The organism is Haloplanus sp. HW8-1 (assembly GCF_023703795.1).
In the GTDB taxonomy this organism is placed as follows: domain Archaea; phylum Halobacteriota; class Halobacteria; order Halobacteriales; family Haloferacaceae; genus Haloplanus; species Haloplanus pelagicus.
Genome location: NZ_CP098520.1, coordinates 176,002 through 200,002, shown reverse-complemented (window position 1 = coordinate 200,002; position 24,001 = coordinate 176,002). Strand labels below are relative to the sequence as shown.

General features: G+C 57.4%; 26 protein-coding genes and 1 pseudogene. 9 read left to right on the top strand and 18 right to left on the bottom strand.

The window, feature by feature from the left end; all coding sequences use genetic code 11:
- Positions 1-70 precede the first annotated feature (70 nt).
- A complete protein-coding gene (locus NBT82_RS19975; RefSeq protein ID WP_006183402.1) occupies positions 71-415 on the bottom strand; it encodes a MarR family transcriptional regulator in 345 nt (114 codons plus the stop codon).
- A gap of 95 nt (positions 416-510) precedes the next feature.
- Between NBT82_RS19975 and NBT82_RS19970 the strand changes: the two genes are divergently transcribed.
- Positions 511-828, top strand: a complete 318-nt coding sequence (locus NBT82_RS19970; RefSeq protein WP_251331561.1) for a hypothetical protein — start codon at positions 511-513, stop codon at positions 826-828.
- 148 nt (positions 829-976) lie between these two features.
- Positions 977-2,299: an RNA-guided endonuclease InsQ/TnpB family protein gene (locus NBT82_RS19965; protein WP_251331560.1), complete on the top strand. Its 1,323-nt coding sequence runs from the start codon at positions 977-979 to the stop codon at positions 2,297-2,299.
- 11 nt (positions 2,300-2,310) lie between these two features.
- Here NBT82_RS19965 and NBT82_RS19960 read toward each other — a convergent pair whose 3' ends face one another.
- Positions 2,311-3,717, bottom strand: a complete 1,407-nt coding sequence (locus NBT82_RS19960) for an ATP-binding protein (protein WP_251331559.1) — start codon at positions 3,715-3,717, stop codon at positions 2,311-2,313.
- Between the two features lie 262 nt (positions 3,718-3,979).
- Here NBT82_RS19960 and NBT82_RS19955 point away from each other — a divergent pair, with 262 nt between their 5' ends.
- Positions 3,980-4,162, top strand: a complete 183-nt coding sequence (locus NBT82_RS19955) for a hypothetical protein (RefSeq protein ID WP_345780719.1) — start codon at positions 3,980-3,982, stop codon at positions 4,160-4,162.
- 54 nt (positions 4,163-4,216) lie between these two features.
- Here the strand turns inward: NBT82_RS19955 and NBT82_RS19950 are convergent, their stop codons facing one another.
- The 3 genes from NBT82_RS19950 to NBT82_RS19940 all read right to left on the bottom strand — a co-directional run bounded on the left by NBT82_RS19950 (position 4,217) and on the right by NBT82_RS19940 (position 6,325).
- Positions 4,217-5,455 carry an RNA-guided endonuclease InsQ/TnpB family protein gene (locus NBT82_RS19950; protein WP_251331558.1) on the bottom strand — a complete coding sequence of 413 codons (1,239 nt, stop codon included), beginning with the start codon at positions 5,453-5,455 and terminating at the stop codon, positions 4,217-4,219.
- Positions 5,452-5,841, bottom strand: coding sequence for an IS200/IS605 family transposase (gene tnpA, locus NBT82_RS19945; RefSeq protein ID WP_251331557.1), 390 nt, complete (start codon positions 5,839-5,841; stop codon positions 5,452-5,454). Before tnpA ends, NBT82_RS19950 begins: the two co-directional genes overlap by 4 nt.
- A gap of 145 nt (positions 5,842-5,986) precedes the next feature.
- Positions 5,987-6,325, bottom strand: a complete 339-nt coding sequence (locus NBT82_RS19940; RefSeq protein WP_251331556.1) for a DUF6788 family protein — start codon at positions 6,323-6,325, stop codon at positions 5,987-5,989.
- Between the two features lie 800 nt (positions 6,326-7,125).
- On the opposite strand from NBT82_RS19940, the gene NBT82_RS19935 reads away from it, so the two are divergent.
- Positions 7,126-8,382, top strand: coding sequence for a Cdc6/Cdc18 family protein (locus NBT82_RS19935; RefSeq protein ID WP_251331555.1), 1,257 nt, complete (start codon positions 7,126-7,128; stop codon positions 8,380-8,382).
- Between the two features lie 1,127 nt (positions 8,383-9,509).
- Here the strand turns inward: NBT82_RS19935 and NBT82_RS19930 are convergent.
- Complete coding sequence (locus tag NBT82_RS19930; protein ID WP_251331554.1) at positions 9,510-9,920, bottom strand: ArsR/SmtB family transcription factor; 411 nt, start codon at positions 9,918-9,920, stop codon at positions 9,510-9,512.
- A gap of 98 nt (positions 9,921-10,018) precedes the next feature.
- On the opposite strand from NBT82_RS19930, the gene NBT82_RS19925 reads away from it, so the two are divergent.
- Positions 10,019-10,639 (top strand): DUF7509 family protein, encoded by a 621-nt coding sequence (locus tag NBT82_RS19925; protein ID WP_251331553.1) that lies wholly within the window; start codon positions 10,019-10,021, stop codon positions 10,637-10,639.
- 132 nt (positions 10,640-10,771) lie between these two features.
- Here the strand turns inward: NBT82_RS19925 and NBT82_RS19920 are convergent, their stop codons facing one another.
- Positions 10,772-11,347 (bottom strand): hypothetical protein, encoded by a 576-nt coding sequence (locus tag NBT82_RS19920; RefSeq protein WP_251331552.1) that lies wholly within the window; start codon positions 11,345-11,347, stop codon positions 10,772-10,774.
- Positions 11,348-11,510: 163 nt separating this feature from the next.
- Here NBT82_RS19920 and NBT82_RS19915 point away from each other — a divergent pair, with 163 nt between their 5' ends.
- The 3 genes and pseudogenes from NBT82_RS19915 to NBT82_RS19905 form a co-directional block, all read left to right on the top strand.
- A complete protein-coding gene (locus NBT82_RS19915) occupies positions 11,511-11,807 on the top strand; it encodes a hypothetical protein (RefSeq protein ID WP_251331551.1) in 297 nt (98 codons plus the stop codon).
- A 181-nt stretch (positions 11,808-11,988) separates the two neighbouring features.
- Entirely contained in the window at positions 11,989-12,657 is a 669-nt protein-coding gene (locus NBT82_RS19910) for a helix-turn-helix domain-containing protein (RefSeq protein WP_251331550.1), read from the top strand.
- Positions 12,658-12,943: 286 nt separating this feature from the next.
- Positions 12,944-13,276 (top strand): annotated as a pseudogene (locus NBT82_RS19905) (type B DNA-directed DNA polymerase); the annotation flags it as partial.
- 621 nt (positions 13,277-13,897) lie between these two features.
- Here the strand turns inward: NBT82_RS19905 and NBT82_RS19900 are convergent.
- The 9 genes from NBT82_RS19900 to NBT82_RS19860 form a co-directional block, all read right to left on the bottom strand.
- Positions 13,898-15,187, bottom strand: coding sequence for an orc1/cdc6 family replication initiation protein (locus NBT82_RS19900; RefSeq protein WP_251331549.1), 1,290 nt, complete (start codon positions 15,185-15,187; stop codon positions 13,898-13,900).
- 966 nt (positions 15,188-16,153) lie between these two features.
- Positions 16,154-16,477, bottom strand: a complete 324-nt coding sequence (locus NBT82_RS19895; protein WP_251331548.1) for a DUF6788 family protein — start codon at positions 16,475-16,477, stop codon at positions 16,154-16,156.
- Between the two features lie 204 nt (positions 16,478-16,681).
- Entirely contained in the window at positions 16,682-17,356 is a 675-nt protein-coding gene (locus NBT82_RS19890; RefSeq protein WP_251331547.1) for a MarR family transcriptional regulator, read from the bottom strand.
- Between the two features lie 104 nt (positions 17,357-17,460).
- The gene (locus NBT82_RS19885; RefSeq protein WP_251331546.1) at positions 17,461-17,874 is read right to left on the bottom strand and encodes a MarR family transcriptional regulator; all 414 of its coding nucleotides are present in this window, start codon (positions 17,872-17,874) and stop codon (positions 17,461-17,463) included.
- A gap of 87 nt (positions 17,875-17,961) precedes the next feature.
- On the bottom strand, positions 17,962-18,780 hold the full coding sequence (locus NBT82_RS19880; protein WP_251331545.1) for a hypothetical protein: 819 nt from the start codon (positions 18,778-18,780) through the stop codon (positions 17,962-17,964).
- A 131-nt stretch (positions 18,781-18,911) separates the two neighbouring features.
- Complete coding sequence (locus tag NBT82_RS19875; RefSeq protein WP_251331544.1) at positions 18,912-19,409, bottom strand: DUF8154 family protein; 498 nt, start codon at positions 19,407-19,409, stop codon at positions 18,912-18,914.
- Positions 19,402-20,082: a nucleotidyltransferase domain-containing protein gene (locus NBT82_RS19870; RefSeq protein ID WP_251331543.1), complete on the bottom strand. Its 681-nt coding sequence runs from the start codon at positions 20,080-20,082 to the stop codon at positions 19,402-19,404. The genes NBT82_RS19875 and NBT82_RS19870 overlap by 8 nt, the downstream gene beginning before the upstream one ends.
- Positions 20,083-20,168: 86 nt before the next feature.
- Positions 20,169-20,999 carry a type IV toxin-antitoxin system AbiEi family antitoxin domain-containing protein gene (locus NBT82_RS19865; protein ID WP_251331542.1) on the bottom strand — a complete coding sequence of 277 codons (831 nt, stop codon included), beginning with the start codon at positions 20,997-20,999 and terminating at the stop codon, positions 20,169-20,171.
- A gap of 124 nt (positions 21,000-21,123) precedes the next feature.
- On the bottom strand, positions 21,124-22,056 hold the full coding sequence (locus NBT82_RS19860) for a M78 family metallopeptidase domain-containing protein (protein WP_251331541.1): 933 nt from the start codon (positions 22,054-22,056) through the stop codon (positions 21,124-21,126).
- A gap of 142 nt (positions 22,057-22,198) precedes the next feature.
- On the opposite strand from NBT82_RS19860, the gene NBT82_RS20475 reads away from it, so the two are divergent.
- Positions 22,199-22,345 (top strand): zinc-ribbon domain-containing protein, encoded by a 147-nt coding sequence (locus tag NBT82_RS20475; RefSeq protein WP_486617159.1) that lies wholly within the window; start codon positions 22,199-22,201, stop codon positions 22,343-22,345.
- Here NBT82_RS20475 and NBT82_RS19855 read toward each other — a convergent pair whose 3' ends face one another.
- Together NBT82_RS19855 and NBT82_RS19850 are read right to left on the bottom strand one after the other, a co-directional pair.
- A complete protein-coding gene (locus tag NBT82_RS19855; RefSeq protein ID WP_251331540.1) occupies positions 22,346-22,693 on the bottom strand; it encodes a DUF8013 domain-containing protein in 348 nt (115 codons plus the stop codon).
- A gap of 75 nt (positions 22,694-22,768) precedes the next feature.
- Entirely contained in the window at positions 22,769-23,998 is a 1,230-nt protein-coding gene (locus NBT82_RS19850; protein WP_251331539.1) for a DUF6735 family protein, read from the bottom strand.
- Positions 23,999-24,001 lie beyond the last annotated feature (3 nt).

Genomic DNA, 24,001 nt, shown 5'->3' with positions numbered 1-24,001 from the left:
TAGACTATAGGATTACCTATAGACAATATAAAACAGTTCTTGCGCAGCTCAGTGGAACGGTAGCGTCTCCTCACTCACCGGCTGCGTTCAGCGCACTGTTCAGCTCGAAAAGTTCCTGAACGGCATCGCTCTTGGCGACCTGATACCGGCGGGGTGACGAGTTCGCTACTTCCTCGACGATCTCGGTTTCTACCAGAAGGTCGATGTACTTGCTCACTGTCTGCCGAGTAACGCCAGCATGATCCGCGAGCTCCGTCTTGGTGAACTCTCGGCCCGGGGGGAGCGTGAGAATGGCGTCGATGAGGATTGGGACACTCTCGTGCTGAAAGAGATACAAGACACCGCTCGGATTCTCCAGGCGGGCTTCCTTGGTGTCCTTCTCCGCTGCTGGATGCTTCTGAGGTGACTCGCTCATACTGCTGGTTTACCGGTGATAACACATAACTGTTGCCCCAGGCGTTAATACGCATTAACACACTCTTATCAAAGAGGCATAGAAAGAGGGGGGATATGCGTAAGCCGTCGGTGAAATGTGCGCTCCTTGCAGCAATGATAGCCGAGCATCGGTGGGGCTCGCCTATCGTTGGAGAGAACCTCCTCTCTATTGCTGCTATCGAGACGAGTGACTACCCCACCGCCAGCGACGTCTTCGACGAGCTGCGGTCCAAGCCCTACATCACGAATCAAGGGAATCGGGGAATCGAACTCGACAACAGCGAGTTCGGTCACCTAGCCGATGTCCTCTACCACGAGTGCGACTGGGAACCGTTTGAGATCAAAAGCCGCCTGAAACACTACGAGGGCTGGGAAACCCACGACTGGGCGTGACCGTGTTCAGCGTATTCGAGGCGAAACCTCCGGCCTCAAGGAGCGAGCGAGTAGGCCGGAGAGGAAGCCGTCAACCCCACTACAGTCCACGAACTGTTGCCGCCCTTTCTCCCCAACGGTAATCAATCACCAAGAACACATCTGACGTATGGAGGTGCGGCGCACTGTCCCGGTCAAACTCGATGTGGACAGCGACGACGCCGCACTTCTCCGAAAGACAGTTGATGAGTTTCTGTGGGCCGCAAACCACGTCGTTGACCACGCATGGCAGGGCGACTACAAGACCACGAGCAAGGCTCAATTGCAGGAGGAAACCTACGACGAGGTACGCGACCAGACACGGTTGCACGCGAATCTCGTCCAGAACGCTCGCAACAAGGCCGCCGACGCCGTACGGGGTGTCGTCGCTCGCTGGAAACAGGGCGAGTACGCGGGAAAGCCGCACTTCTCGAACCCAACCGCCGTGTACGACAAGCGGTGTGCCACGTTCCACGACGAGTACGTATCGCTGGCAACTGTAAACGGACGTATCGAAATCGAGTACGTCCTTCCCGATGCAGACCGCGACACACCTCACAGCCGGTATCTCGACAACGATGACTACGAAGTGACGAGCGCAGAACTCCACAACAAGAACGGTGAGTGGTTCCTCCATCTTCGCACAAAGACGGAGATGGAGTCCGACACGCCGAAGCAGGCAACGACCGGGCACAGCACAGTCCTCGGCGTTGACCTCGGCGTGAACCAACTCGCTGTCACGTCGACGGGCACCTTCTGGAGCGGCCACGAGTTCGACCACTGGCGGCGCGAGTACGAAAAGCGCCGTGGGTCACTCCAGCAGTGTGGCTCACGTCACGCTCACGAGAACATACAGGCAGTCGGGCGCAAAGAGACGGGACGGTTCAAGATGATGCTTCACCGGATTGCGAACGGTATCATCGAAGAAGCCGTCGAGACCGGGTGTCTGGTCATCGCCTTCGAGGAGTTGACGGGCATCCGCGACCGTCTCTCCGGTGCCTCGTGGGGGCACAAGTGGGCCTTCAAGCGGTTGTACGAGTACGTTGAATACAAAGCCGAGGTGCACGGCATCGATGTGGAGCAAGTGGACCCGGAGAATACGTCACGCCGTTGCTCACACTGTGGATTCACCCACCCGGACAACCGCGACGGCGAGGACTTTACGTGTCTGAAATGTGGCTACGAGAATCACGCCGACTACAACGCCGCCAAGAACATCGGACTGCGGTATCTCCGTCGTAACCAAACTGGAGACGGCGGAGGCGCACCCGTAGGCGTGCGCTTGAATCGCGGGATGTTGAACGCAAATGGAGAGTATGAGCCTCCTGCCGGGGATTCCGGCCAGAGCGGGAGTCCACGCGAAAGCCCCAGTGCAGGCTCACAGCCTGCACGTAGTCAGACCTCGTCTGACGGAACCCGCAACGAAGCGAGGTCATCAGACCGAGCGAAGTAGGGTGGGGTAGTTTACTCACTCTCGAGAATGGCAACAATATCGGAGAGATCGAAGAGCCGGAGGTCATCACGCTCGTCTGCAGCTTCCTCAACGGAGCGTTTGAAGCCAGACCGGCTGAACAGGGCGAATTCATATGTCAGCTCATCACCTCCATTGGGTGTCCAGTCGATGTGCTCCACGTCGTCTTCGAGATTCGAAAGCACGTCATAGCCGAGAGGAGTGCTGGTAAATTTCGCTTCGCCAGCGATCAGCGTTGACTCATCAGTTGGGGCGACGACATCCACCTCTCGGCCCTTGTACCACCACTGGCGTGGCACCTGCGTGAGCTGATAGTCTGCATAGAGCGCCGGCACCGCTTGGTGACAGAGCGATTCGAACGTTTCGCTGACGAAGTCGGGCAATTCCGGTTCGATGAGATCCGCGTAAGCGTCCTCGCCGTAAAGTTCGTACTGCCCCCCGCGGCCGTAGAGATACCGGAAGTAAAACCGGAACACTGGATCCTGAATCTTGTATCGCGTCCGCTTGCTGCGTGCCGGGTCGGCGAGTGCTGGATGGTGTTTCTCGATGATCTGGAGCGTGTCCAGCCGGTCGAAGTAGTACGACGTGTTGGTGCTCTCGATGCCGGCTCCCTGGGCGATCTCGTTTCGACTGCGGTTCCCGCTGGCCATCGATTCCAGTACGGAGAAATACGTGTTTACCTCGTTGAGTTCCATCTGGAGGACGGTTTCAGGCTCGTCGTGGAGCGGGCCATCCGGGTCGCACAGCAGCCGCGTGATGTTCTCTCCGAGGTTCTGTGATGGATCGAGTGGGCTGAGATATCGGGGTGTGCCGCCGAAGACACCATAGACGAACACCCGTTCTTCGGGATCGTACGTTGGCACGAACTCTTGGATGGAGCGAAACGGCAGCTGGGCGAGTTCGAGACGGCCATTCGGTGTCTGAGATACCCGGCCGTAGAGTGGCGCACCGCCATCGAGGACGTGGGTATGAATCATACCGATTGCAGAGCCTGTGAGTACGAGCGTCGCCTGACTCTCGTCGACAGCGGTATCCCACAGGTGTTGAATGACCGACGGAAGCCCCTCGTTCGATTCGATGAGGTACGGGAATTCGTCGATAACGATGATGGCGTCTCTGTCGGTGAGATACGTCAAGAGCGGTTCCCATTCCTCTTTGACGGCCGTGATGTCGGGATAGGTCGTCGCTGCTGCTTCGACGAATCGCCTGAGCTGTGTCGTCGCTGTTCCTTGGACTGCCTGATAGTATACGGCATCGTCGCGGTCGGCAATCGATTGGCGGACGAGTTCGCTCTTGCCGATCTGGCGGCGCCCATAGATAATGGCGAGCTCTGCAGCGTCGCTCTCGTAGAGGGCCTGCAACCGATCGAGTTCATCGAGACGATTGACGAACTGGTCCATATTCCCAGTCGTGGTGGGGAGAACATACGTGTTTCGAAGTTAGAGGTAGAACTATAATAGTCTGTACGATAATATTCTGAGCTCTAATTTAGAAGGCTAATGATTCGACGAAGGTCAGAATGCGCCTGTGCGGGCGCAGAAAACTCAACCAACAGATCAGAAAATACCACCCTTGCGTTGTTAACTAGTTAGAGCGAAGACAGTCGTCGATCACCCCCTTACAGACAGAGAATTATTATGCTAATTCCTCGTTCAGTTACCTATGGACACCGGGGACGCGAATCCATTCGCAGAGCAACAGCGGTTATTTGAGCTGCTCTCGCAGGATACTCGACAGCTCATCGTCCAAGAACTCCTCGGTCATCCTACCCACCTCATGTCTCTCGCGGAACTCGAGTACATGACGGGAAAGAACCGTGCGACATTGACCTCCTCCCGCGCCTGAAGACGCGGGAATCCCGCCACGGAATTTCAGGCCGAGTGCAACGGCCCTGTAGTTTCAAGACGCATACGTTCCAAGCGTCGCTTGCTGGGTTTCAGCATCGGCTTGGCTGTCTTGTGGCGCGGTCAAATGCGCCCCATCCTCAGCCGAGTCATTGTCGTTCGGGTATTCTCTGGAACGACTCTCTCCGCTGAGGTAGCGGTCTGCGATATTTATCGCTCCGTTCACGTCGGCTTGGTACTCGCCCATCCAGCAGTCGTCGTTCGTGCATTTGAACGTCGCCTGCTTCGGGCGATACCCGACTTCACCACACGCATGGCACTCCTTTGAGGTGTTACGCGGGTTCACCGTCTCGACGGGAATTCCCTTCTCGGCGGCCTTGTACCGTATCTGTGCGTGGAGTTTGGCGAACCCCCAGCCGTGGAGACGGCGGTTCATATACTCGCCGTAGTCCATCGACTCCCGAATGTACGTCAGGTCTTCCAGCACCAGTACGGGATTCTCGACGGACTCAGCGTATTCTACGACTTCGTGGGTGACACGGTGGAACACATCGTCTATCTGGGTCCACAGGCTGTCACCGAACGACTCGGCGAGACGATTGCTTCCGCGTTCTTGGAGCCGTCGCGTAGCGGTGAAGTAGGTCTTGCGGAGCCGACGAACGGTCTTGCCTTCGTCGGCCCACAGTTCGGGGCTAGTCGGAGAACCGTGGTCGTCGCGGTGACACACCGTGACGAGTGACGCTTCTCCGACGTCCACTCCGATAGGCGTCCGTTCGTCGTCGGATGCCTTGGAACAGACCTCCACGTCGCGGGTGGCAGTGACGTGGAGATACCACGTCCCGTCCCGCTGGAACAGCCGACTCTCACCCATCCCCGCGTCACCAGCGTTCAACGCCTCCAACCAGTCCCGTTGGTCGGGGTTTGGCTGTGCCGGCATCCAGAGCTGGTAGTCCTCGTGGTGTGGGATTTTGACGTACCACTCGATCGCGTTCTCGGGCTTGTGGTCCAGCCGTAGCCCCTCGTTCGTGAAGCGGACAGGGTGGTTGTCGTGCAGTTCGCCCGCGTTGTACGTCGTCGTGAGTTGCGGGACGTACTTCTTGAGCGCGTTCTTCGCGTACCCGCTCAGATCGTAGTTGACTACTACGTCGTTTGCTTCGGTTTGGGTGGTACACCCAGCGTCGAAGGCGTCTTGGAGGGCGTGCTGGTACGCCTCTCGCGTCTCTCGGAGTTTCCGCCGTTTGTGTGCGTTCGGGTCCACCAGTTTCAGTTCCAGCGTTTTGGTGAGTTCGGTCATTGGTCGCCTTCCTCGTGACGTTGGATGTAGTCTTGCACCGTTTCGCTGGAAACATGCCCCGCCGTTCCTGCGTAGTAGCCCCGTTCCCATCGAATCTTCTCGCCCTCGTCGTCGGCGTAGCGGTGGTTGTATTTCCGTGACGAAATACCCTTGAACCAGTTGGCGAGAAGAGAGGGGGCGTGTTTCGGAGGGCTACTGACGAACAGGTGGATGTGGTCGGGTTGAACGGTCAGGTCAATGATCTCTAATCCCTTGTCGTCGGCGATTTCGTGAAGGATGGTTCGCACACGGTCGGCGACCTCGTTGACGAGTACCGAATTGCGGTACTTCGGCAACCACACTATGTGATAGTTGAGGTTGTAGGTCGCGTGCCGTGTGGTCTTCATCCGTGTTGCACACTATGGTTTGTCGGTGTCTTAATACCCTCGGTGAAGCGTAGGAAATCCAGTAATGGCGGGACTCGTGGATTGGCACACTATACCTATCGCTTGACCTCCGCCCTAAGACGGAGGTATGCGCTATCTGTCTGTATCACTCCGTGACCGGCCCTTTGTACTCCCAATCGAGACTGTCCCCCTGTCGACGAACGACGTACTTGTAGGGGCCATGCAGTGCCCCGGATTGGCACTTACAGTTGTCTTTGCCACAGCTGACTTTCTTGATCACCACGGTCCCACCACCCGATTCTTCGACAGCTTCAATCGACTCGCCCTCGCCGGCGTCAATATCCTCAGCGGCAACATCCTGGCGGTACTCGAGGAGATCGTCGATCCAGTCCTGAAGAGCACGCAAATCCGTGTCGTCCTGCTTCGGGACGCCCTCAACGAGATATTGCGGCAGGCCCTCTGGAGCTGGTGGCCGTGTCGGCATTGTCTTACCAAACGCTAAGCCCCGTTAAGGAATAAATGTTTGGTAAGATTCGGAGACACCCTCCGACGTTTCCGAAGTAAACACCATTGAGGTCAACGCTATCGTGTGATTATCGCGATTTTAGTAGCAGCGGAAGAGACGGATCCGTCGGCTGAGCTACCCCTCCGTCGGTTCCGGAGCTAATGGTTGTGACGCTGATCCAATCGTTCCGAATGATGTGACGTACACAGTGACGGCTGTCGTCCAAGGAGTCGCTGACCACGATGAAGACACACTCGCCCTGCCACGCAGTTTGAACTGACTCGGAGCTGAGAGGCGTTCGAGGAAAGAAGCCGCAGGACAAATCGGAGAAGATAGAGTCCACGAACCCTCCACCGTTTCCGAAGCTTTTGCTGACGACCAATAACGCGAACCCTCACTCCACCATTTCCGGAGCTATCCACATGGGAAGGAAGGGGACCACGACAGAGACGGCAGAGATTGCCGAGAAGACGATCCGCTCCACGAGTTCTGTCCTTCCACTCTAAACATATTCTTTTTCTAGAGTGTTGTTTTTGCTGTATTGCGGTTACTGTTTTACGGTAAGTGACTTAGTTCTTTTGTCTTGTATAGTGTCTCTGCTCAATGGAAGCCCCACGTCATTTCGATAGCTTCGGAAACAGTGGAGTGAGAGGGTGTTATAAAGAAACAGAGCTTCGGAACCGTCGGTGTGGCTATCACTTTTAAGTCACCGAGCTCCGGACGCTCCGGAAACTTAGGAAGCGGTGGTTTTATGATATCGTCCCGTGTGGCGGTTTATCATGGGGATGTTCCAACGAGACCGTCAGGTGTTCGCTGATGCCGAACCACTTGACGACTCCTATGAGCCCGAGGATATCCGGGAACGGGACGAGGAACTCGAGAAATATCAACGAGCCCTCCAGCCGATCATCGATAACCGCCCGACGTCGAACATCTTTCTGTACGGCAAGACGGGAACGGGGAAGACAGTGGCGACGAAGTTTATGCTGTCCCATCTTGAGAACGACGCGACCGAGTACGACGACGTCGATCTCTCGACCGTCTGGGTCAGCTGCGAGAACCTCTCCTCGTCCTACCAGGTCGCCGTCGCCCTCGTCAACGAACTTCGCGAAAGCCAGGACAAGGACCGCATCAGTACCACCGGCTACTCTCAGCAACGCGTCTTCGATATCCTCTACGAGGAACTCGACGCGCTCGGTGGGACCGTCGTAATCGTCCTCGACGAAATCGACAACATCGGCCACTCCGACGACATCCTCTACGGGCTCCCACGAGCACGGTCGAACGGCTACGTCGACGACGTCCGCCCGGTAATCGTTGGCATCAGCAACGACTTCCAGTTCCGGGATAACCTCTCGCCGAAGGTCAAGGACACACTCGCCGAAAAGGAGATTCTCTTCCCCCCATACGACGCGAATCAGCTACGCTCGATTCTCAACCCACGTGCCGAGAAAGCGTTCCACGACGATGTCCTCGCCGAAGATGTCGTCCCGCTCTGTGCGGCGTTTGCCGCCCAAGACACGGGATCGGCCCGGCAGGCGATCCGACTGCTCCGTGAGGCCGGCGAGCTCGCGCAAGCCGCCGATTCTGACACCGTGACCGAGGAGCACGTCCGGGACGCCCAGGACGAGCTCGAAAAGAACCAACTCTACGAGGGGATGCAGGAACTCACGACACAGGGACACGCCGTCCTCTGTGCGCTCGCGTACCACCAGGCGCTCGATGACGTCCCCATCCGCTCTCGCGATCTCTACGAACGATACGTGAAGATCTGCGACCGACTTGACGCCGACAGCGTGAGCGAGCGCCGTGTTCGCGACCACCTCTCGGATATGAATATGCTCGGGCTCATCAGCGTCTATGAACGGAATGAGGGGCTCTCGGCTGGCCGGTATCACGAGTATGAGCTTGACGTTCCGCTGAAAGCCGTGCTCGAGGTCCTCCTGTCGACGACTCGCTTCGAAGAACTCGCGAACATCATCGAGTCGACGGCCGACGATAACAATATCCTCCAGTCCGATATCTCCGACTACTGAATCGGAGTTTCGTGTTTTCTAACGTGGTACTGAGTTCCTGAAAAGCTCCGGAAACGACGGAGGGTGAGGATTGTCCTAAAACTCCGAAAATAGTAGAGTGAGAGCGTATATCGCTAGGAGTGTCTTACCAAACGAGTTGAGCCAATAGTGCTGAGGAGTTTGGTAAGGCTAGTCGAGCTGTATAGTGGAAGCTTCGGAAATGGTGGAGGGGTAGCAAAGCTTCGGAAACACCGGAGGGGGGAGTCCTCATTTCGGTCAGTTTGAAGCAGTACGTATAGAGACCGCAAGACAATCGACGTACGGACTGGCCGTGTTGTATTCTGCTGAATAAGATGTCCGGGACGTCTTGTCGGAGATCTTTCGCGTGACGCTGAATGGGAGGTTCTAATAGAAATAGGCAGATCACACCCACACCACCGTTTCAGGAATTCACCCAGAGTAGAGAGTGGGCAAGTACCCAACGGCTAGCCAGCGTGTCTTGTACTGTATCGTGTGTTTGATTTAAAATCGACCGACTCCACCCTTTCCCACGGGAATTGCTGAAACGGTGGTGGGGGTCCCGAGGCCATTCGTAACTTCAGCTTCGAGTTACGCACTCAATCTGATTCTGGAGTGTAATGTTCTTCCAGCTAGATTAATTCCTGAAACAGTGGTGGGTGTCTCGCGGATCTGTCCGAACTCGTTCCTTCTGGCTCGGAACAGAATTCGTGAACTGACGGTGTCTCCTTGAAGATTTGTCTCCCCGATCTTCTGATCGACACTCTCGCCAAATTCGTGAAACAGTGGTGGGTGTGTCTTTCCAGATTGCCATCGATCTGTGGGAACCACACACCACTTTTGCAAGTGAAGACCGGAGATATACCGGCTCTATCTACGATTCTCAATCAGTTTCACTTGCAGCAGTGGTGTGTCTGCCGAGATACTCACCTTTGACTCTCCTTTGACGCACTTCACTTGCGATAGTGGTGGGCCTCTCACTACGATTGCACAGAATCTTACCAAACAGACTGACTAGAGGAGACGTGATTTGTTAGGTAAGAATGCGAGCCGCTGATAAGCTTCTGAAACAGTCGGTATTGAATGGGAAGCCCGTCAAACGCGTATGAACAGTAGCGATGGTATCGCGGCTAAGCGGTCGAACTGTCGTACATCTCTTCGAAGGCCTGCTCACCTCGGATCAACTCGTCGACGCCGTCAGTGAGCGTCACCTCGCCGAAAACGGTCGCTCGATAATACGTGTACAGGCCGTCCTGTCCGCGCTCCGTGCGCTGGCGTTTCTCGACGAGGCCGACGTCGACGAGCTTGTTGAGATGGTAGTGGAGTGTACTGTCGTCGATGTCGAGTGCGTCCTCGAGTTCCTTCGGACTCATCTCGCCGCTGTGGACGAGCCGATAGAGGATCTCATAGCGGGTGCGGTGACCGACAGCCGCGTGCATATCGAGGTACTCCTCAAGGCTAAGAATGCTCTCCTCGGGGAGCAGATCTGCCGGATCGTCCGGGGCGTCGCCGTTAATCGTCCGCGTTTGATCCGTCGCCATCGTACGTCACGCTATGCGTCGGAGACGCTTAGTCGTTGTCAAGCCGAGAATTCTCAAAAACACCGTCTTTTATATATTCTTGCTGAATAGGACCGGCTATGCCCGTCGAAATCACGCGCGAGCTGATCGCTGACCGGCTCGGGCGTGTGACATACGACCGGTTTCTCTTCTATCTGATGGGGCCGTACAAGTCGTTCAACCTCAATTACGTCCTCAGCGAGGAGGACCGTCGCGAGATCGACGTCGACGATCTTCCTGGGCCGTTACGCCGGCTCTTCAGGAGCAAGGACGACATCAACGCCGCACAGGGTCTCTTACGACGTGTACAAGGGGAACTTCGAACCGACCCGGGAGTGAATGCGTTTCTCGCACTCGACGTCGACATCGACACAGACGACGTGGATGCGGTGACCCAGAGCATTGAGTACGCACGCTGTAGCAACGCAACCGCGTTCGTGGTGCCGTTTCTTGGCCACAATTTTGGCGTCGGCGAAGAGGCCGGCAGTATTCTCGAAAACCTCGCGGCAACCTACGGGGAGCGGTTGATTTTCGTCCACGAGGATGACGTGACGAGTGCGATGATCCGGTCGGCGTCCGTCCGGTGGGATTTGCGCGTCGAAACCTACGAGACTGAGGACGAACTCGTGGCCAAACTGCGGCGGTTCGCCGGCGGAATTATGCATCGCGAACGGCGGGGAGAACTCGATCAGCTGGATTGAAAACGAATGGGTCTTCGAAGCTATCTTACCAAACAGAGGTCCCTCAACCACGATATTGGTTTGGTAAGACCACTGAGTTCTGTAATTCTCCTTCTTGAGTTGGAACCGAACGTAGCGGCACCACGACCTGACTCATTCGAGCGCGTCTCGAAAGGCGTCAGGGAGTAGCGATCCCGGCTTCTCCGCGTGAAACGCGACGTTTTCGTACGCCTGGTCAATGTGTTTCTGGACGGCCTCATTGTCGTGGTCCTCGGCCAGCGTCTCTAACTCCGTCAGCATCGTCTGTAGTTCGTCATCGGCGCCGATCAGCTCTGCCGTCACGGCCAGCTCTTTGAGGGCCTTGGCTGCGGCGCGTCGGACTCGTCCATCGTCGTCGACGAGAGCCTCCAGGTAAAACTCGCGAAGCCGGCGGCGGTGGGTTTCGATCTCCTCGAGTGTCCAGTCACCCGGTAATGCCTCATCAGTGAGTTCGGTGCCGACTGTTCGGAACGCAAGTCGTGGATACAGCGCGGCCGCAAAACGGACGACAGACTGGCGTTGATACCCATCGCCACTCTCGTAGAGCTCGCGACACCGCTCGAAGCAGTCCTCGAAGAGAGCTGCTCGCTCTTGGAGATCCAGATCCTCGATCTCGTTGATCGCACGATTCACACGATCGGTGTCACCCGAGGCCAGCGCAGCAGCGAACGCGTCGGGTGTCTGGTCCATAATCGTGTGTTCTCCGGGGGCCTGTGTAACTCCTCGGACTACGACCGAGAATGGATGGGTGGACATCTTTGTGGAATATTGACCTGGCTGGGAACCGTGTACTTCGCTCGTCTGGTCGCCACAGGACCGGGTATACTTGTACGGACAGGGAGTAGCAGCTGCTATGGCGGATGACGATGAGCCGGTGCAACACTGTCGACTGGATACGGGTGTGGATATTCCGAATGCGCTCGAGGCAGCTGGGATCGAGTATCTCGACGTCGACGACACCCGGACGATTGTCATCTATCGGAGTGCTATTCTTATGATCACAGCTACTGAAGGGGACGCATCGGCCGCCCAGGCGTTCGATGTCGCACTCTGGGAACCGCCGGTGGAGGACGCTGATCGCGACCCTGTTGATCTCCTCACGACGTTTATAGACGACATAGTAGCCACGGTGAATGGATCTCGCCGGTGAGACACACCTATGTTGGGTGGCTGAGATTGGTTTGAGCATCTCAAAATCGGACTGTGCTGTTCGCTACGGCACGGGCGTCTCTTACCAAACAGGTCTATGTCGGTGTGTTAGCCAAGATTAGCCTGTACAATAGCGAATCTACTGCTATTTTAACTGTTACCGGAGTATTGGTAACTACCAGATGTACGAGGTACTCGACGACACGGCGGCGCAGATCGTCCTCGCCATCGAGAGTGGCGACTCCATCCGCCGTGTCGCCCAACACCTCCACACGCCCTACGAGACGGTGCGACAGGCCGTCAATCGGCTGGAAGACGCAGGCTACGTCCACTACGATGATGGTCTCACAGTCGTCGACGAGCGCGTGAGAGACGCAGCGCTCGAGCTCGTCGCTGCCAGTGCCGGCATCAGTCCACCCTCCATCGAGGAGGCCTACATCATCCCACAGTTCGGTGACTGGCCATACGCGTTCACGCGGATCGACGCCGTCTACGTGTGGACTCAGGGCGGCTACCAGGTCGGTCGCGAACCCGATGACTATCCGCTGTTCCTGGCCGTCCGTGACCGCGACGTCGACGCCTGGGAGACGTTCTTCGAGTCGTTCGACCTCCCGTCCGCATTCGAGCGCCGGCCCCGAGAGGAACTGGATGGTGCGCTACAGGTCGTCCTCGAGCCACGCCCGTCACTCGACATCGAGCACGTTGAAGGCTACCCGGTGATCCCGAGAGCCGAGACGATCGAGTATATGCGCGAGAACTACGCCCAGTTCCAGTCGGCGCTGGAGATGCTTGACCGAATGTACGATGACCTCGGTCTTGATGTTGCTCACCGTGAAACCGAGCGTAGCTAAGCAGATACGCAACTCGTACGAGACTTTATCAGACGACAGAGCCAAGATTCGCTTGACCAATGAGTCTGGACGACGCGGTTGAAGAAGCTCTCGCAACATACGGGATTACGCGGAGCGAGGAGGCCGAGGAAACCGGCCGAATGGTCGCGACGCTCCAAGATTAGCGCACGCCGTTTACTCGAGATTCCGGATGGAATCAGGATTCCATCGAATCGAGTCTCTCCCAGTCGACGTTGATTCGGAGGCGATACTCACTGTCGTAACTTCCCTGCTTGCCTCGCGTTGGGTCGAGCAGCTCGTCGAACGGAATCGTGTCTCCAAGCCGCTGGAAGGGTACACGCAGAACACACAGAACGTGGCGGCGCTGAAGCGGGCTCGGGACCAGGATCTCGCCATCCACCCAGGACAGGACATCGAGTACGTGGTCGTCGACGACGAGAAGAGTTCGCGAGAGCGGGTCGCGTTGGCCCACGAAGAGGTAGAGTCGTACGATGCGTCGTACTACGAGACGCAACTCGTCAGAGCGGTCGAGAGTGTGCTGGCACCGCTTGGCTGGGATCGGACGGAGATTCAACAAGAGCTTGCAGGGAGACGTGAGCCAGAGTTAACCGATTTCTAGTGACCGATCGGCGAATACTTTCCAACAGAGAACCACGGTCACACTCCCTCCCCCCGTCATCGATGTGTAAAACCATGAGAGGAGGGAGGGGGGTGACGAGCGGAGAACCGCAAAAACCGGCGATGAGACCACAAACACGAAGGAGGACGCCTCAGCGGTCGAATCTATATTCTCGTAAGCAATGCATATTGTCTGAAGAAGTTTTATATACAGTGCGTTATAACCGAAACCGTACTGGAATTGGATGTGAAGGTTAGGAGAAGTGAAACTTCGACTAACCGAACACGAATGGCTCCACCACACTTCTCGTCTTCATACACGATCTTCCTTGTTTTCAACCGTCTCGTGGTGTAAATCCCGACTTTCGTGATTTGCTCCACGTGAGTTCCCCCTTCCATCCCCTGCTGTTTACACATCGATGATGGGGGGTGGGGGTCACGAGACTTCGTGGCTTGATCTCATTTTCAGTCCGTTAGGAGGATCCGGTTTGGAAGCGGCTGGTTCGTGTTCTCTGACTCACCGATCCCAGTTCAGGACTCTCTCGAATTCTCTCCCGCTCCTATCTCGACTTTACACATCGAACACGGGGGGTGTGTTCTCCATCGGATGCTCGACCGGACCTCACTCCTCGTGAAATTCTTTCAGTTGAGCATTCACGACTGAACTCAGGAGTTCTTCCTGCTGGGCTATTCCTTCCAGGCGTGTATCATCGACGATCCGGGTCATCATTGCTTCAGGATCACCCGTGAATGTGAACTCCATATACATTCCGCCGCCTCGGCCGCGGCTTTTCCGGGATGTTGAAATCAACCCGTACGTCGAGAGTTCTTTGACATATTTGACGTACGTTTCACGAGTCATCTGGTCCGCATCGAGTTCGTTCGTGACCCACTGATAAACTTTGAATCCAACCGGACTTGGGACGGAACTACCCGTCCGACTCGAGTGATACGCAACGGCTGCAGTTGCGTACAGTGAAATCTTCTTTTGTGTCGTAAGCCCCTCAACGAGCTTCAGCGACCGGTCTTTGTCAATCTCCTCCTGGGATTCTCGGACATGGTCCTCCGTGACCACTTCCTCTCTCCGTTCGTCTGCGAGGTCACCGGCACCGCGGAACAAGTCGATCGCCTTCCGTGCGTCACCGTGACTTTGTGCAGCGAACGCCGCCACGAGCGGAATCACGTCGTCCTCGAGAGCATCTTGACGGAACGCATCGCGTCGATTTTCGAGAATTTCGCGCAGCTGGTTTGCGTCGTAGTCAGGGAAGTAGACGTCACGTGGATTGAATGAACTCTCGGCACGTCCGTCGATGTCTTCCATGAATTTTGGATCGTTCGTCAGCGCTGCGACGGACACGCGGCCTTCGATTTCATTCGTGTTACTCGCCCGTGATAGCTGATAGAGAAGCTTTGAGTATGCGGGTTCGTCGTTTTCGCGCCGGCCAACCAAGAGATCGATCTCGTCGAGAATGAAGATGACTGAATCGTAGTGCTCGTTGATGAGTTCGTACAGACGTCGGTACTTGCGCTTCGTCGAGACGCCGGTCTCTGGAACTCCGACTTCAGTACCAACGTCTTGGGCGACAGTTTGGACGAGTTCGTAGACGGCCTGATCGAGCGTATTGATTGGCTGGCAGTTGATATCGACAACGCCGAAACGTTCGCCTTTGGATTGACAGAGCTCGATGATCTGTTGCGTGACGGCCCCGATGATGAGTGACTTACCTGTCCCTGCGGGACCGTACAGCAGCATATTCGGCGGCCGATTTCCTTGGAGAGTCGGCTTCAGAAACGAGACGACGGACTCGAGCTGGTCGTCACGGCCGACGATTCGCTCTTCGTCGATAATGGTGTCAGGCTCGACGAGGTCCCGGTTGACGAAAACTGATGCCTCCCCCTCATCATCGAGCATATCACGAATCGACCGCTGAGGGCTCTCTTCAGTCGATTCCTGATTTTGACTTGAGTCTCCGGCAGCATCCTCACGGGCGGATTCTAACTGCTGTCCATCCGATGTAGAACTAGTTCCTTCATCAAGGGTGGATTGATCCGCCCCTTCTTGATCCCTACCGGCCATATGTCTGCTGTACGCCGGAGCATTAAAAAGATTAACCCTCGTCGATGTTTATTCGCCCGTTGTATCCAATATTTCCCGTGAATTCAGCTGTTTCACGGATCGTCAGTAAGGACCATCACCGAAGTACATCTGGTGGAAGACCCCCCGTCATCGATGTGTAACGCAAAATCGGCGGCCCTCATGTGAATTTGCGCATCTGTGATTGGACTTAGTTGTTCCACCCCCCCATCATCGAAGTGCAAGCCGCACGTCTGACACCCCCCGTCATCGAAGTGTAAACGCAGGGTCGACCATCCCCCCGTCATCGAAGTGAAAATCGGTTCAGTCTCCGGCTCTCTTGATGTTCACCGTTCGAATTTCATTTTGCACATGGGGTGTTCCCGCTCGACTTGTTACTCAATTCATCTCTTACACGGAGTCCAGTATGTCTGTGTCATCCCACGGATTGTAGGCCATATTCAATATACAAAACCAGCCCAATAACTCTCTATCGTCGGAATACGGCACATTTACACTTTGCACACGGGGTGTGTGATGAGAACCTATCAGTGGATACACTCGTGATCAGGGGTGTGGTCTGTCTCAAATAGAAAACCATGCTTCAACTGTGGAACCCTGTTCGACTGTTCGTGCGTAAAAACGGCTCTATCGACTATTATCGGCTTAATTTAATCTCAAATTCTTTCTCGTTCCCACTGTTTTCACTCTGGACGAGGGGTGTGTAGTCACAACTTTTCCAAGTGCACCAAAATCAAATAGCACACGGGGTGTGGGAACTCTATAAACGGACGAATCGCCCTCTCATTCGTCCGGATTGACTGGCCCCTTATACTTGGACGTGACTTTGTCTCCCTCTCGCCACTGCCAGTAGTAGTAGCGGTTGTCGTTGATCTCCTTGATCGTGATCGTCGCTTTCGACGGGACGTCGTCCGGCAGATCGTCGGGACGCTCTTCGATTTCGTTCTCATCTGAGTCCTCTTCGAGACGTGCCTCGCGAGCTTTGTGCTCAGCTAGCTCTTCAGCGTAGCGGGCAACGTGCTGGAGCTGCTCAGAAGAAGACTCGTTGAGCCTATTGACGAGGTCTGTCGGGAGTTCCGCCGGCGGGTTGGGTGGCTCGTAAGACATCAGCGGTCGCCTCGTGTTAACCAACAAAGTGCGTACCGGCATAGATTTGTTGGTTAATCAGATAGCGCTCCGTCACGGGCTGAAGAGTATGAATAGCAAACTATTCACAAATAGCAACCGGAGGACGCTGTCGATGTCAAACCGGCGGCAATCAAAGAAACCTCACCGTAGCGGAGGTCGATAACTCAATTGGTGCTGTGAAGCTCACGACCATTTTCTCTCTGACTCACGGTAGGAAACGTCGAGATCGAGATCGTCGTACATACGATCGAGCATAGCAAGTGCCGACTGAAACGTCGCATAATGCTCCTGCATGAACGCTATCGTTTCGCCCCGAGAGATGACTGGATATCCTTCGACGTGGTCGGGGTTGAGCACTGAATGCTCGTTGAGGACGATTTGGAGAGGGCCTTCAAACGAGTCCTCCGGTCGACGCTCAAATCCTGTCGGGATTCCAAATCGTTCGAAAAAACACTGCCAGGCGTCGACATCCTCCTCGAGGACGGCAAGAAACAGCGGATAATCGTCGGGATCGCGACTGACCTGATAGCCGCCTTGGGTCCACACGTAGACAGCGTCCACTCGTGTAAAAGCGAAGGGCCAATCACCAAACTGTGGGAGCACATACGCCTCTTCGATGGACGGTGGGTTCACGGCTGCACTCGTGGCCAGCAGGTCTCGTGCCGCCTCAACGACGCGATCGTTGGTCAGGAACAATCCGTCATCATACCGAAGATACCCTGCATCCTCTAACTGATTGACTGTCTGTCGAACCGTTTCGTAGGGGCTGTGGAGATGTTGTGCTACCGTTCGGATAGAATCTCCAGGATTAACTGCGAGCAACACTCTAGCAGCTGTCTCATCAAACGGTTCGTACATCTAGCAGGTACCAATATTCTGGGAACAGTCAAATAAATTACTGTAATAGTAAGCTCAAGGACGATCTAGACCTGAGATCCCTCGCTCCAGATTCGGAGACGTGATTAGGTGTCGGCTGGACGGGGTGCGTTCTCGTACTTGACCATCTTCTCGGGCTTGTCGGAAATGGCGTCGTAAATCTGCTGCAGCGTCTCCTCGGCGGCGAGCAGATTGTGCGTCTTCAGAAATTCCCGAGCCACCTCCGTGAGCCCGTAGAACTTCCAGGGATACCCCTGCCGGCGCTGATCATCATCAAGGCTGACCTCCTTGACGATGCCGGCGTCGATCAGTTTCTGGATGTGCTTGTACACGGTAGCCTCGCTCACGCTGGGGTTGAGCTCCTCGAGCTCGTACATCGAAGGAAGCTGGTCGGGGTGCTGGAGGATGTTGTTGATCAGCGTGAACCGTGTCTGTTGGGTGATGAAGTGGAGGAGTTCCCGTGGTGTCGTCTCGGCACCGTCACCAAGGCTGTCATCCATAGCAGAATATTCGACCAAATCTACCTAAGTAGTTTACTCTGAAGTAAACTGCTTGAACCGGTTAAACTGGTGGTGAGAAGGCGGGGGTCACAGCTGTGATGGGAGGCGACCATCTGGACGGGGGACGCGGCCTCGTTTGATATCGTGGTCGACGCGACGCAGATGCTTGCAGCCGCCTTCTGGTGAGCGCTGTTGCCAGTCGGGACAGGTACACGACTCATCGATAACGTCGACTTCGTACCTGTTGCCGGACGCGGACTGTACCTCGTAGCGGCCACCTTTCGAGAGGAGTGAGACGTCCATCGCTTCGGCGACAGCACGCTTCGTGCGGGGCTCGAGATCGTCCTGTGACTCTGCGTTCTCGTCGACGACCAGTCGGTCGCGAACGTCGCCCGTTCGGCCTCCGTCCGGCGCGACGGCTTCCGCAGGGCCACTGAGCCGCTTGTGAAGTACTTCCTCTACCGGATGGCCTTCCGGCCAGAGGTAGTGGACCTCGCGGCGCTCGCGATGATCGTAGGAACCGCACGCGGCTGCGCTCCCTGTCCAGACGCGCCAGGCACCGAGCGCGGCCATCACGTCGACGATGTCACGGGGAACCGTCTGGTGGTCGTCCGAGAAGAACACCCGGAAGCGTGTACACGCCTCCTGCGGCGGGACGGTCTCCCACCAGTCTTCGTTAGAGCCCCAGCTGTCGAACATCGCGTCGTCGGTGCCGTAGCCGACCGTGACGCCGTCGGTCGGCGTCCAGTTCGTCGGGAGGTGGTCTGTCTGCCCCTCGAGTATCCGGAGGACGGCGTATCGAAGCCACTCGTGGGCTTGGTTGTCCGCCGTGCGTGCGACCTGGTCGTGCTGCTCCGCGACGTGCTCGGCTTCCTCAAGGATCGTTGTGAGATAGTCCTCAGTCATCATTCGACGGAGGTCGGAATGCGCCTCCGCCCCTCGGCGGGCGCAAAAACATAACCAACAGATTCGTGATATCACCTCCCGCGTTGGTTAACCTGACTCACCTACTGTCGTCTTCTGGCAGACCGAATTCGCTACGTCGTCTCTCCGCAGAGGCACTCGTGGCCCTGTCGAGACCGTCCAGTAACGTATGCATGAATCTCGGTGGCGAGCTCGTACATCGCGTCGGCACGCGCTGCAGAGGCCAGTCCGTCCTGATAGTACGTTTTGGCCCGGTGGTCGCGCCAGAGATCCGCGAGGTCCGCGGCTATCGATTCCCCGAAGACACCGGCCGCTGCAGCCTCCCGATAGACACCAGGATGCGTGCCGGGAAGACCATCCGGCTGCATCGTGCCGCGCTCGAGAAGCCGAAATTCGACGGTGCGTTCGATGGCGACAAACGACGCTTCGATAACGAGCGTATAGTAGCTGGCATCCTGGAGGGACTCAGCGCCGGCGAGCAAGCGACAGGCCTTCCGCAGCTGGAGCAGGGCGGCGTCCTCGACATCGAGCCCGGCTTCGATGTCCGTTGGACAGCGATCAAATGCGGCTTGGACCTCGTCGATGAGGGTCTCGATGCGCGTACTACTCATCGGCGATGACCTCCTTGCGGAGCGCGTCGAGGCGGTCGCTCCCGGATACCGTAATCCCCTCGGCGAAGATCTCGCGGAGTTTCGATCCGGCTCTCCCAGCGCTCTCTGCGGACTCGACGTACGGTTCAAACACGAATCGGTCACCGCCGAACTGTTCGGACTGGAGATCGGCGACGACGTCGGTAATCTGCTGGCGGGCTGTCGTCCGGTCGCCATCGACGACCACGAAGCAGTCGATATCGCTCTGTCGGTCTGCCTCCCCGCGGGCGACGCTTCCAAAGATGACGATACCGAGGAGATCGTTGATGTCGTCGGTGTCGGTGGTCGTGGCTTGGACGCGGTTGACGAATGCTCGGATCGGCGCGTGGAATTCCGACTGGGGGACAGCGAGGATCGGATCGTCCTTCTGGAGACGGTCTGGGTCGATCGCGACGTAGTTGCGCTGAGGTGTTTCTCGAATCTGGATGGCACCGATACTGTCGAGGAGGTCGACGGCCCGCCAGACCGTCGAGCGAGTCACACCCGTGGCGTCGACGAGTTCGGGAATCGAGAACTCCGTGTCGTGGGCGTCAGCGAGCAGGCGGAGGATGTCGTCCGCGGCGCCGATGCGAAAAACGTCGGCGTCCGGGTCGGGATACGCATCGATACAGATCGTTATATCCTGTTTCGCCATTTCAGACACTATCTGATTTTGTGCAACGACGTATAAATAAATAGTGGCATCAGGTAGCCAGGTGCTCTGCTTCGCGAGTGATCCGGTTAGGACTCCGTCGCCTCCAGTTGGGCTGGCGTGATGTTGATCCGGAGGCGATACGTACTGTCGGTCGAGCCCGTTTCTGGCTGCGTCGGGTCCAGCAGCGAGTATCCACTCGTGAACGACGTGACGAGTTCCTCGCGGGCGGGGAGGCCGATGCCGAGCTGGTCGGCGAGGTAGACGATCCGCTTGGTCGCCGCGCCGTTGTCGAGGCGCTCGAGGTACTCGCCGACTGTGTCCCAGTCGCAACCCCGGTCGTCGGCGGTGCGCATCGCGGTTGCGAGTTCCCGAAGGCCACCACAGAACTCGGGGTGGTCCGCACAGTCGACCAGCGTCTTCTCCAGGTCGCTGACCTGAACGGTCGTGCCCTCGACCGATGTCGGCTCACAGCCGAAGAATTTCTGCTCAGTGACTGTCGTGACGCGGTACGGGACGCCGTGGATCTCCCTGCTTTGCGCTCGGGTCGGCGTGACGACGTACACCGTCCGAGGTACTTGTTCGGTCAGCCCGTGGTGGCTGAGGGCGCTGTAGTAGCCGATGTACATCGGCTCGGCGACGTGGGCGGCGATGAGGTACTCGTGGGTGGTGTACACGGCCTCCTCGCCGGCAGTGAGTGGAATGATGAGATACGTGCCCGGGAAGAGCCGGCCGAGCCAGCCCTTCTCGGTGAGCCGGGAGGCGATCTCGCGGGCGGTGTTTGGGGGGACCTCCAGCGTCGTCTCGATGTCGTCGACGGAGATGATCTGGTGACCCGCGCCAGCGAGTCGTGCAAGGAGTCGACTTTCTCGAGTCGAGAGGCCCTGGCGTATATTTTGCGATTGTTCTATGGCGCTCATACCTGCGTTTCTTACATAGAGTATAAACACGGGCCTGCTTTAGCCTTGCGACTGCCGCGGACGACGGAGACGAGCAGACTTAACCAACGGAATTGGGGTGTGGAACCGTGCGTTGGTTAAGGATTCAAACGCCGTCTTCGAGCACGTCGATGAGCTCTTCTGCTGTGGAACTGATCCGGTCGAGACGGTCGCGAACGATCTCGGGATCGTCCGACTCCCACGCAGCGAGGTAGAACGCCGACCCACTGGTATCCAGCCCCCAGTACCGCCCGACGATGTAGGCGACGGCTTCGGCCTCGACTTCGCGTTTCGCCCGCTCGGTGTCGTCGTCGACGTCGAAGTGGAGCAGGGCGTGTGCGTACTCGTGAATTAGTGTCCGCGCAAGGTCGGCCTCATTCTCCCGATCACGCACCTCAACCCGCGGTTGCATATCGACGAGACTCAGCTGCTCGCAGATGCCCTTCGCCTCGCCGTGCGTCCACTCCTCGGCTGGAACGATTCGCACCGTCACGCCGAGTTCATCAGCGGCGGCAGTCAACTGTTCGACGAGGTCGCCGGCGTCCCCAGTCGCTTCCGTGTCCAGATCGGGAAGCGGTTCGCCCTCGGTCTGGGAGATGTCGAACACCGGCGCGGGCTTGAACCCGACCAGCCCCTCGGACCACCCTTCGGGCGGTGTCTCGTCGTACTCACAATCGCTTTCCTCGTGGTAGCTCGGCGAGTTCTCGCACTCCGGGCACTGTTTCGCGATGATTGGCGCCCAGATCCAGATGGCCGACTCACCCTCCGTGACGTGACGGTCGAACTCCTCCTGCCACGTCCGGTAGCCGGCGACTTTCGTCGCCTCGGGACACTGCCGCTTGATGAGGAGCGTGTTCCGATACGAGTAGTCGTGGAAGCGACTCTGGACGTCAAGCCACTCCTGGAACTCCGCGCTAGCCTGCGCGTCGTCGACGCCGGCGACGAGGTCGTCGATCCACTGTTTGATCGTACTGTTCATCTCGTCGGATCGCGTGTCGGTCTGCTCGAAGGAGACCGACGAGTCTCTGATCGTAGCCATTGTATTCACCGTGGCTGCGGCAGTTGAGAACGCGCCGCACCCCTCAGGGGCGCAGCAAAAACAGCTCTCCGCGAATTTTGTTTAAGTGGGGGCGGGAGTTAGAGGATAGTGTTAACAACCGAGGGGACCTCACCTCGCCCGAATGGGGATACTGACTACACTCCGCAAAGCCGTCGAGGGGAAGTCGTCGACGGTGTGGGAGTGTCGGCACTGTGGAAAGACACTCTCAGAGGGTGCTGATGAGTGTCCAACTTGCGGTGCCGAAGATGTCGCGTGCTACGAGATCTGATTATCGAAGCGTTGATCGCTCCTCAGCGAAGCCGACCGTGACGAGGTACTCGAGGAACTCGTCGAACCGCTCAACGTCGCTAGGCGTTTCGGTCGCAAGGTGACGTGCCCACTCAATGGCCCACTGGAAGGCGGGATCCGTGCCGCCCTTGCCGTGAATGTACCACCATCGGGCCGCTTTCAGCACGACCAGCGGATTCGTCGGCGGCTGTTCGCTCGCTAGACCACGGGTGATCGATTCGATTTCGTCGGGGACGTCGGCTGGTTCTATCTCCCCGGACTGGGTGTTCGAGATATCGATTGGAATCTCATCGACTGAAACGTCGTCTGCAGTTTGTTGCTGGCTCACGGAAAGTCACCTCTGGACGAAGGCTCACGACCGAGCCTCCGCCCTCTCCCCGGGCTCGAAAAACAGCACGCTGCGTCACGCTGGAGGGATGTAGACACTCTGTTCGCCAGCGATTTCCTCGAGGTCGTTCCGATGGCGATGGGTGAAGTAGCACTCGTAACTGCAGTACCCACAGACTGCACCGGTATCGTATTCAGCGACGAAGGGGCCGCGACGTGTTCGCCAGACGTTCGCTCCGCATTCGGTACAAGCTGCCTGTTCGAGATCGGCAGGACTCGGTCCCTCGTACTCGAAGTGTAACCCAGCGTCCTCTGGTGTCGTCTCGGGCCAGATCCCATTTGACTGCCAGAACTCGCGGATGCGAGCGAGACTATGGCGCACCGTTTTTCGCACGGTAACGTGGTCGGCGTCGCGACCGCTGTCGTCCCAGCCGTCGGCCGTCCAGAACTCACCGAACTGTGCGCCGCGATGCAGTCCGTTCCAGTCGACACCGACGATGTCGGCTGGTGGCTCGTCCGTGAGTATCGGTCTGGTCAGCTGTCGAATGGCGTCGAGCTGCTTGGGCGGACTCCCGCCGAGGATGTGGACACGTCGCCCTCTCCAATCGGCTGGGTCGGAGAACTCGTGGGCCAGGCGGTCGGCGTATCCCCGTGAATACCCGAGCACGAGGTCCTCGGGTATCGCGTCGATCACCGCCCGCGACTTCGGAACGACGATGAGCTCGGCCACCTTCCGTTTCAGGTACTGTCTCGCCGTCGACGGCGTGAAGACGCCCTTGTCGATCATGTCGCCGACGACGTCTTTGAGGGCCGCGAACTGTCCCTGCAGGTGGCCGTCGCCGACCGGCTCGCCGTCGTACCAGCGCACCGTCGCGAGCGCGCCGTTCCCGACGGTCTTTCCCTGTTCGACCGTCTCCGAGTCGTACTGGAGCCCGAACCACAGCGTCCGATAGGCGGTCACCTCGAACGTCGTCGACACCACGAAGAACGCCTCGTGGTGGAGGTAGTCGAGATGGTCAGCGACGATCTCGTCGAGGGTGAGCCCGGTGGCGCGGGGCTTCGGTTCGACGACCGTCGACGGTCGGTCCTCGCCGGCGAGGTAGCCGTCGACGGCATCTGCCTCGAGGCCATCGGCAAGCTCTGCGAGGAGCTGTTTCGCCCACTTGGAGTCGGTGTTGTCGCCACCGAACGGCGACTCAGCCGAGATTCGGTGCTTGAGCTTCAGGTTCGCTGCCCCCCAATGGCTGTAGTGGAGCGTGTACTGTCCGTCTGTGCGTTCATACGCAACGAGTGCGCGGTGACCCATTTG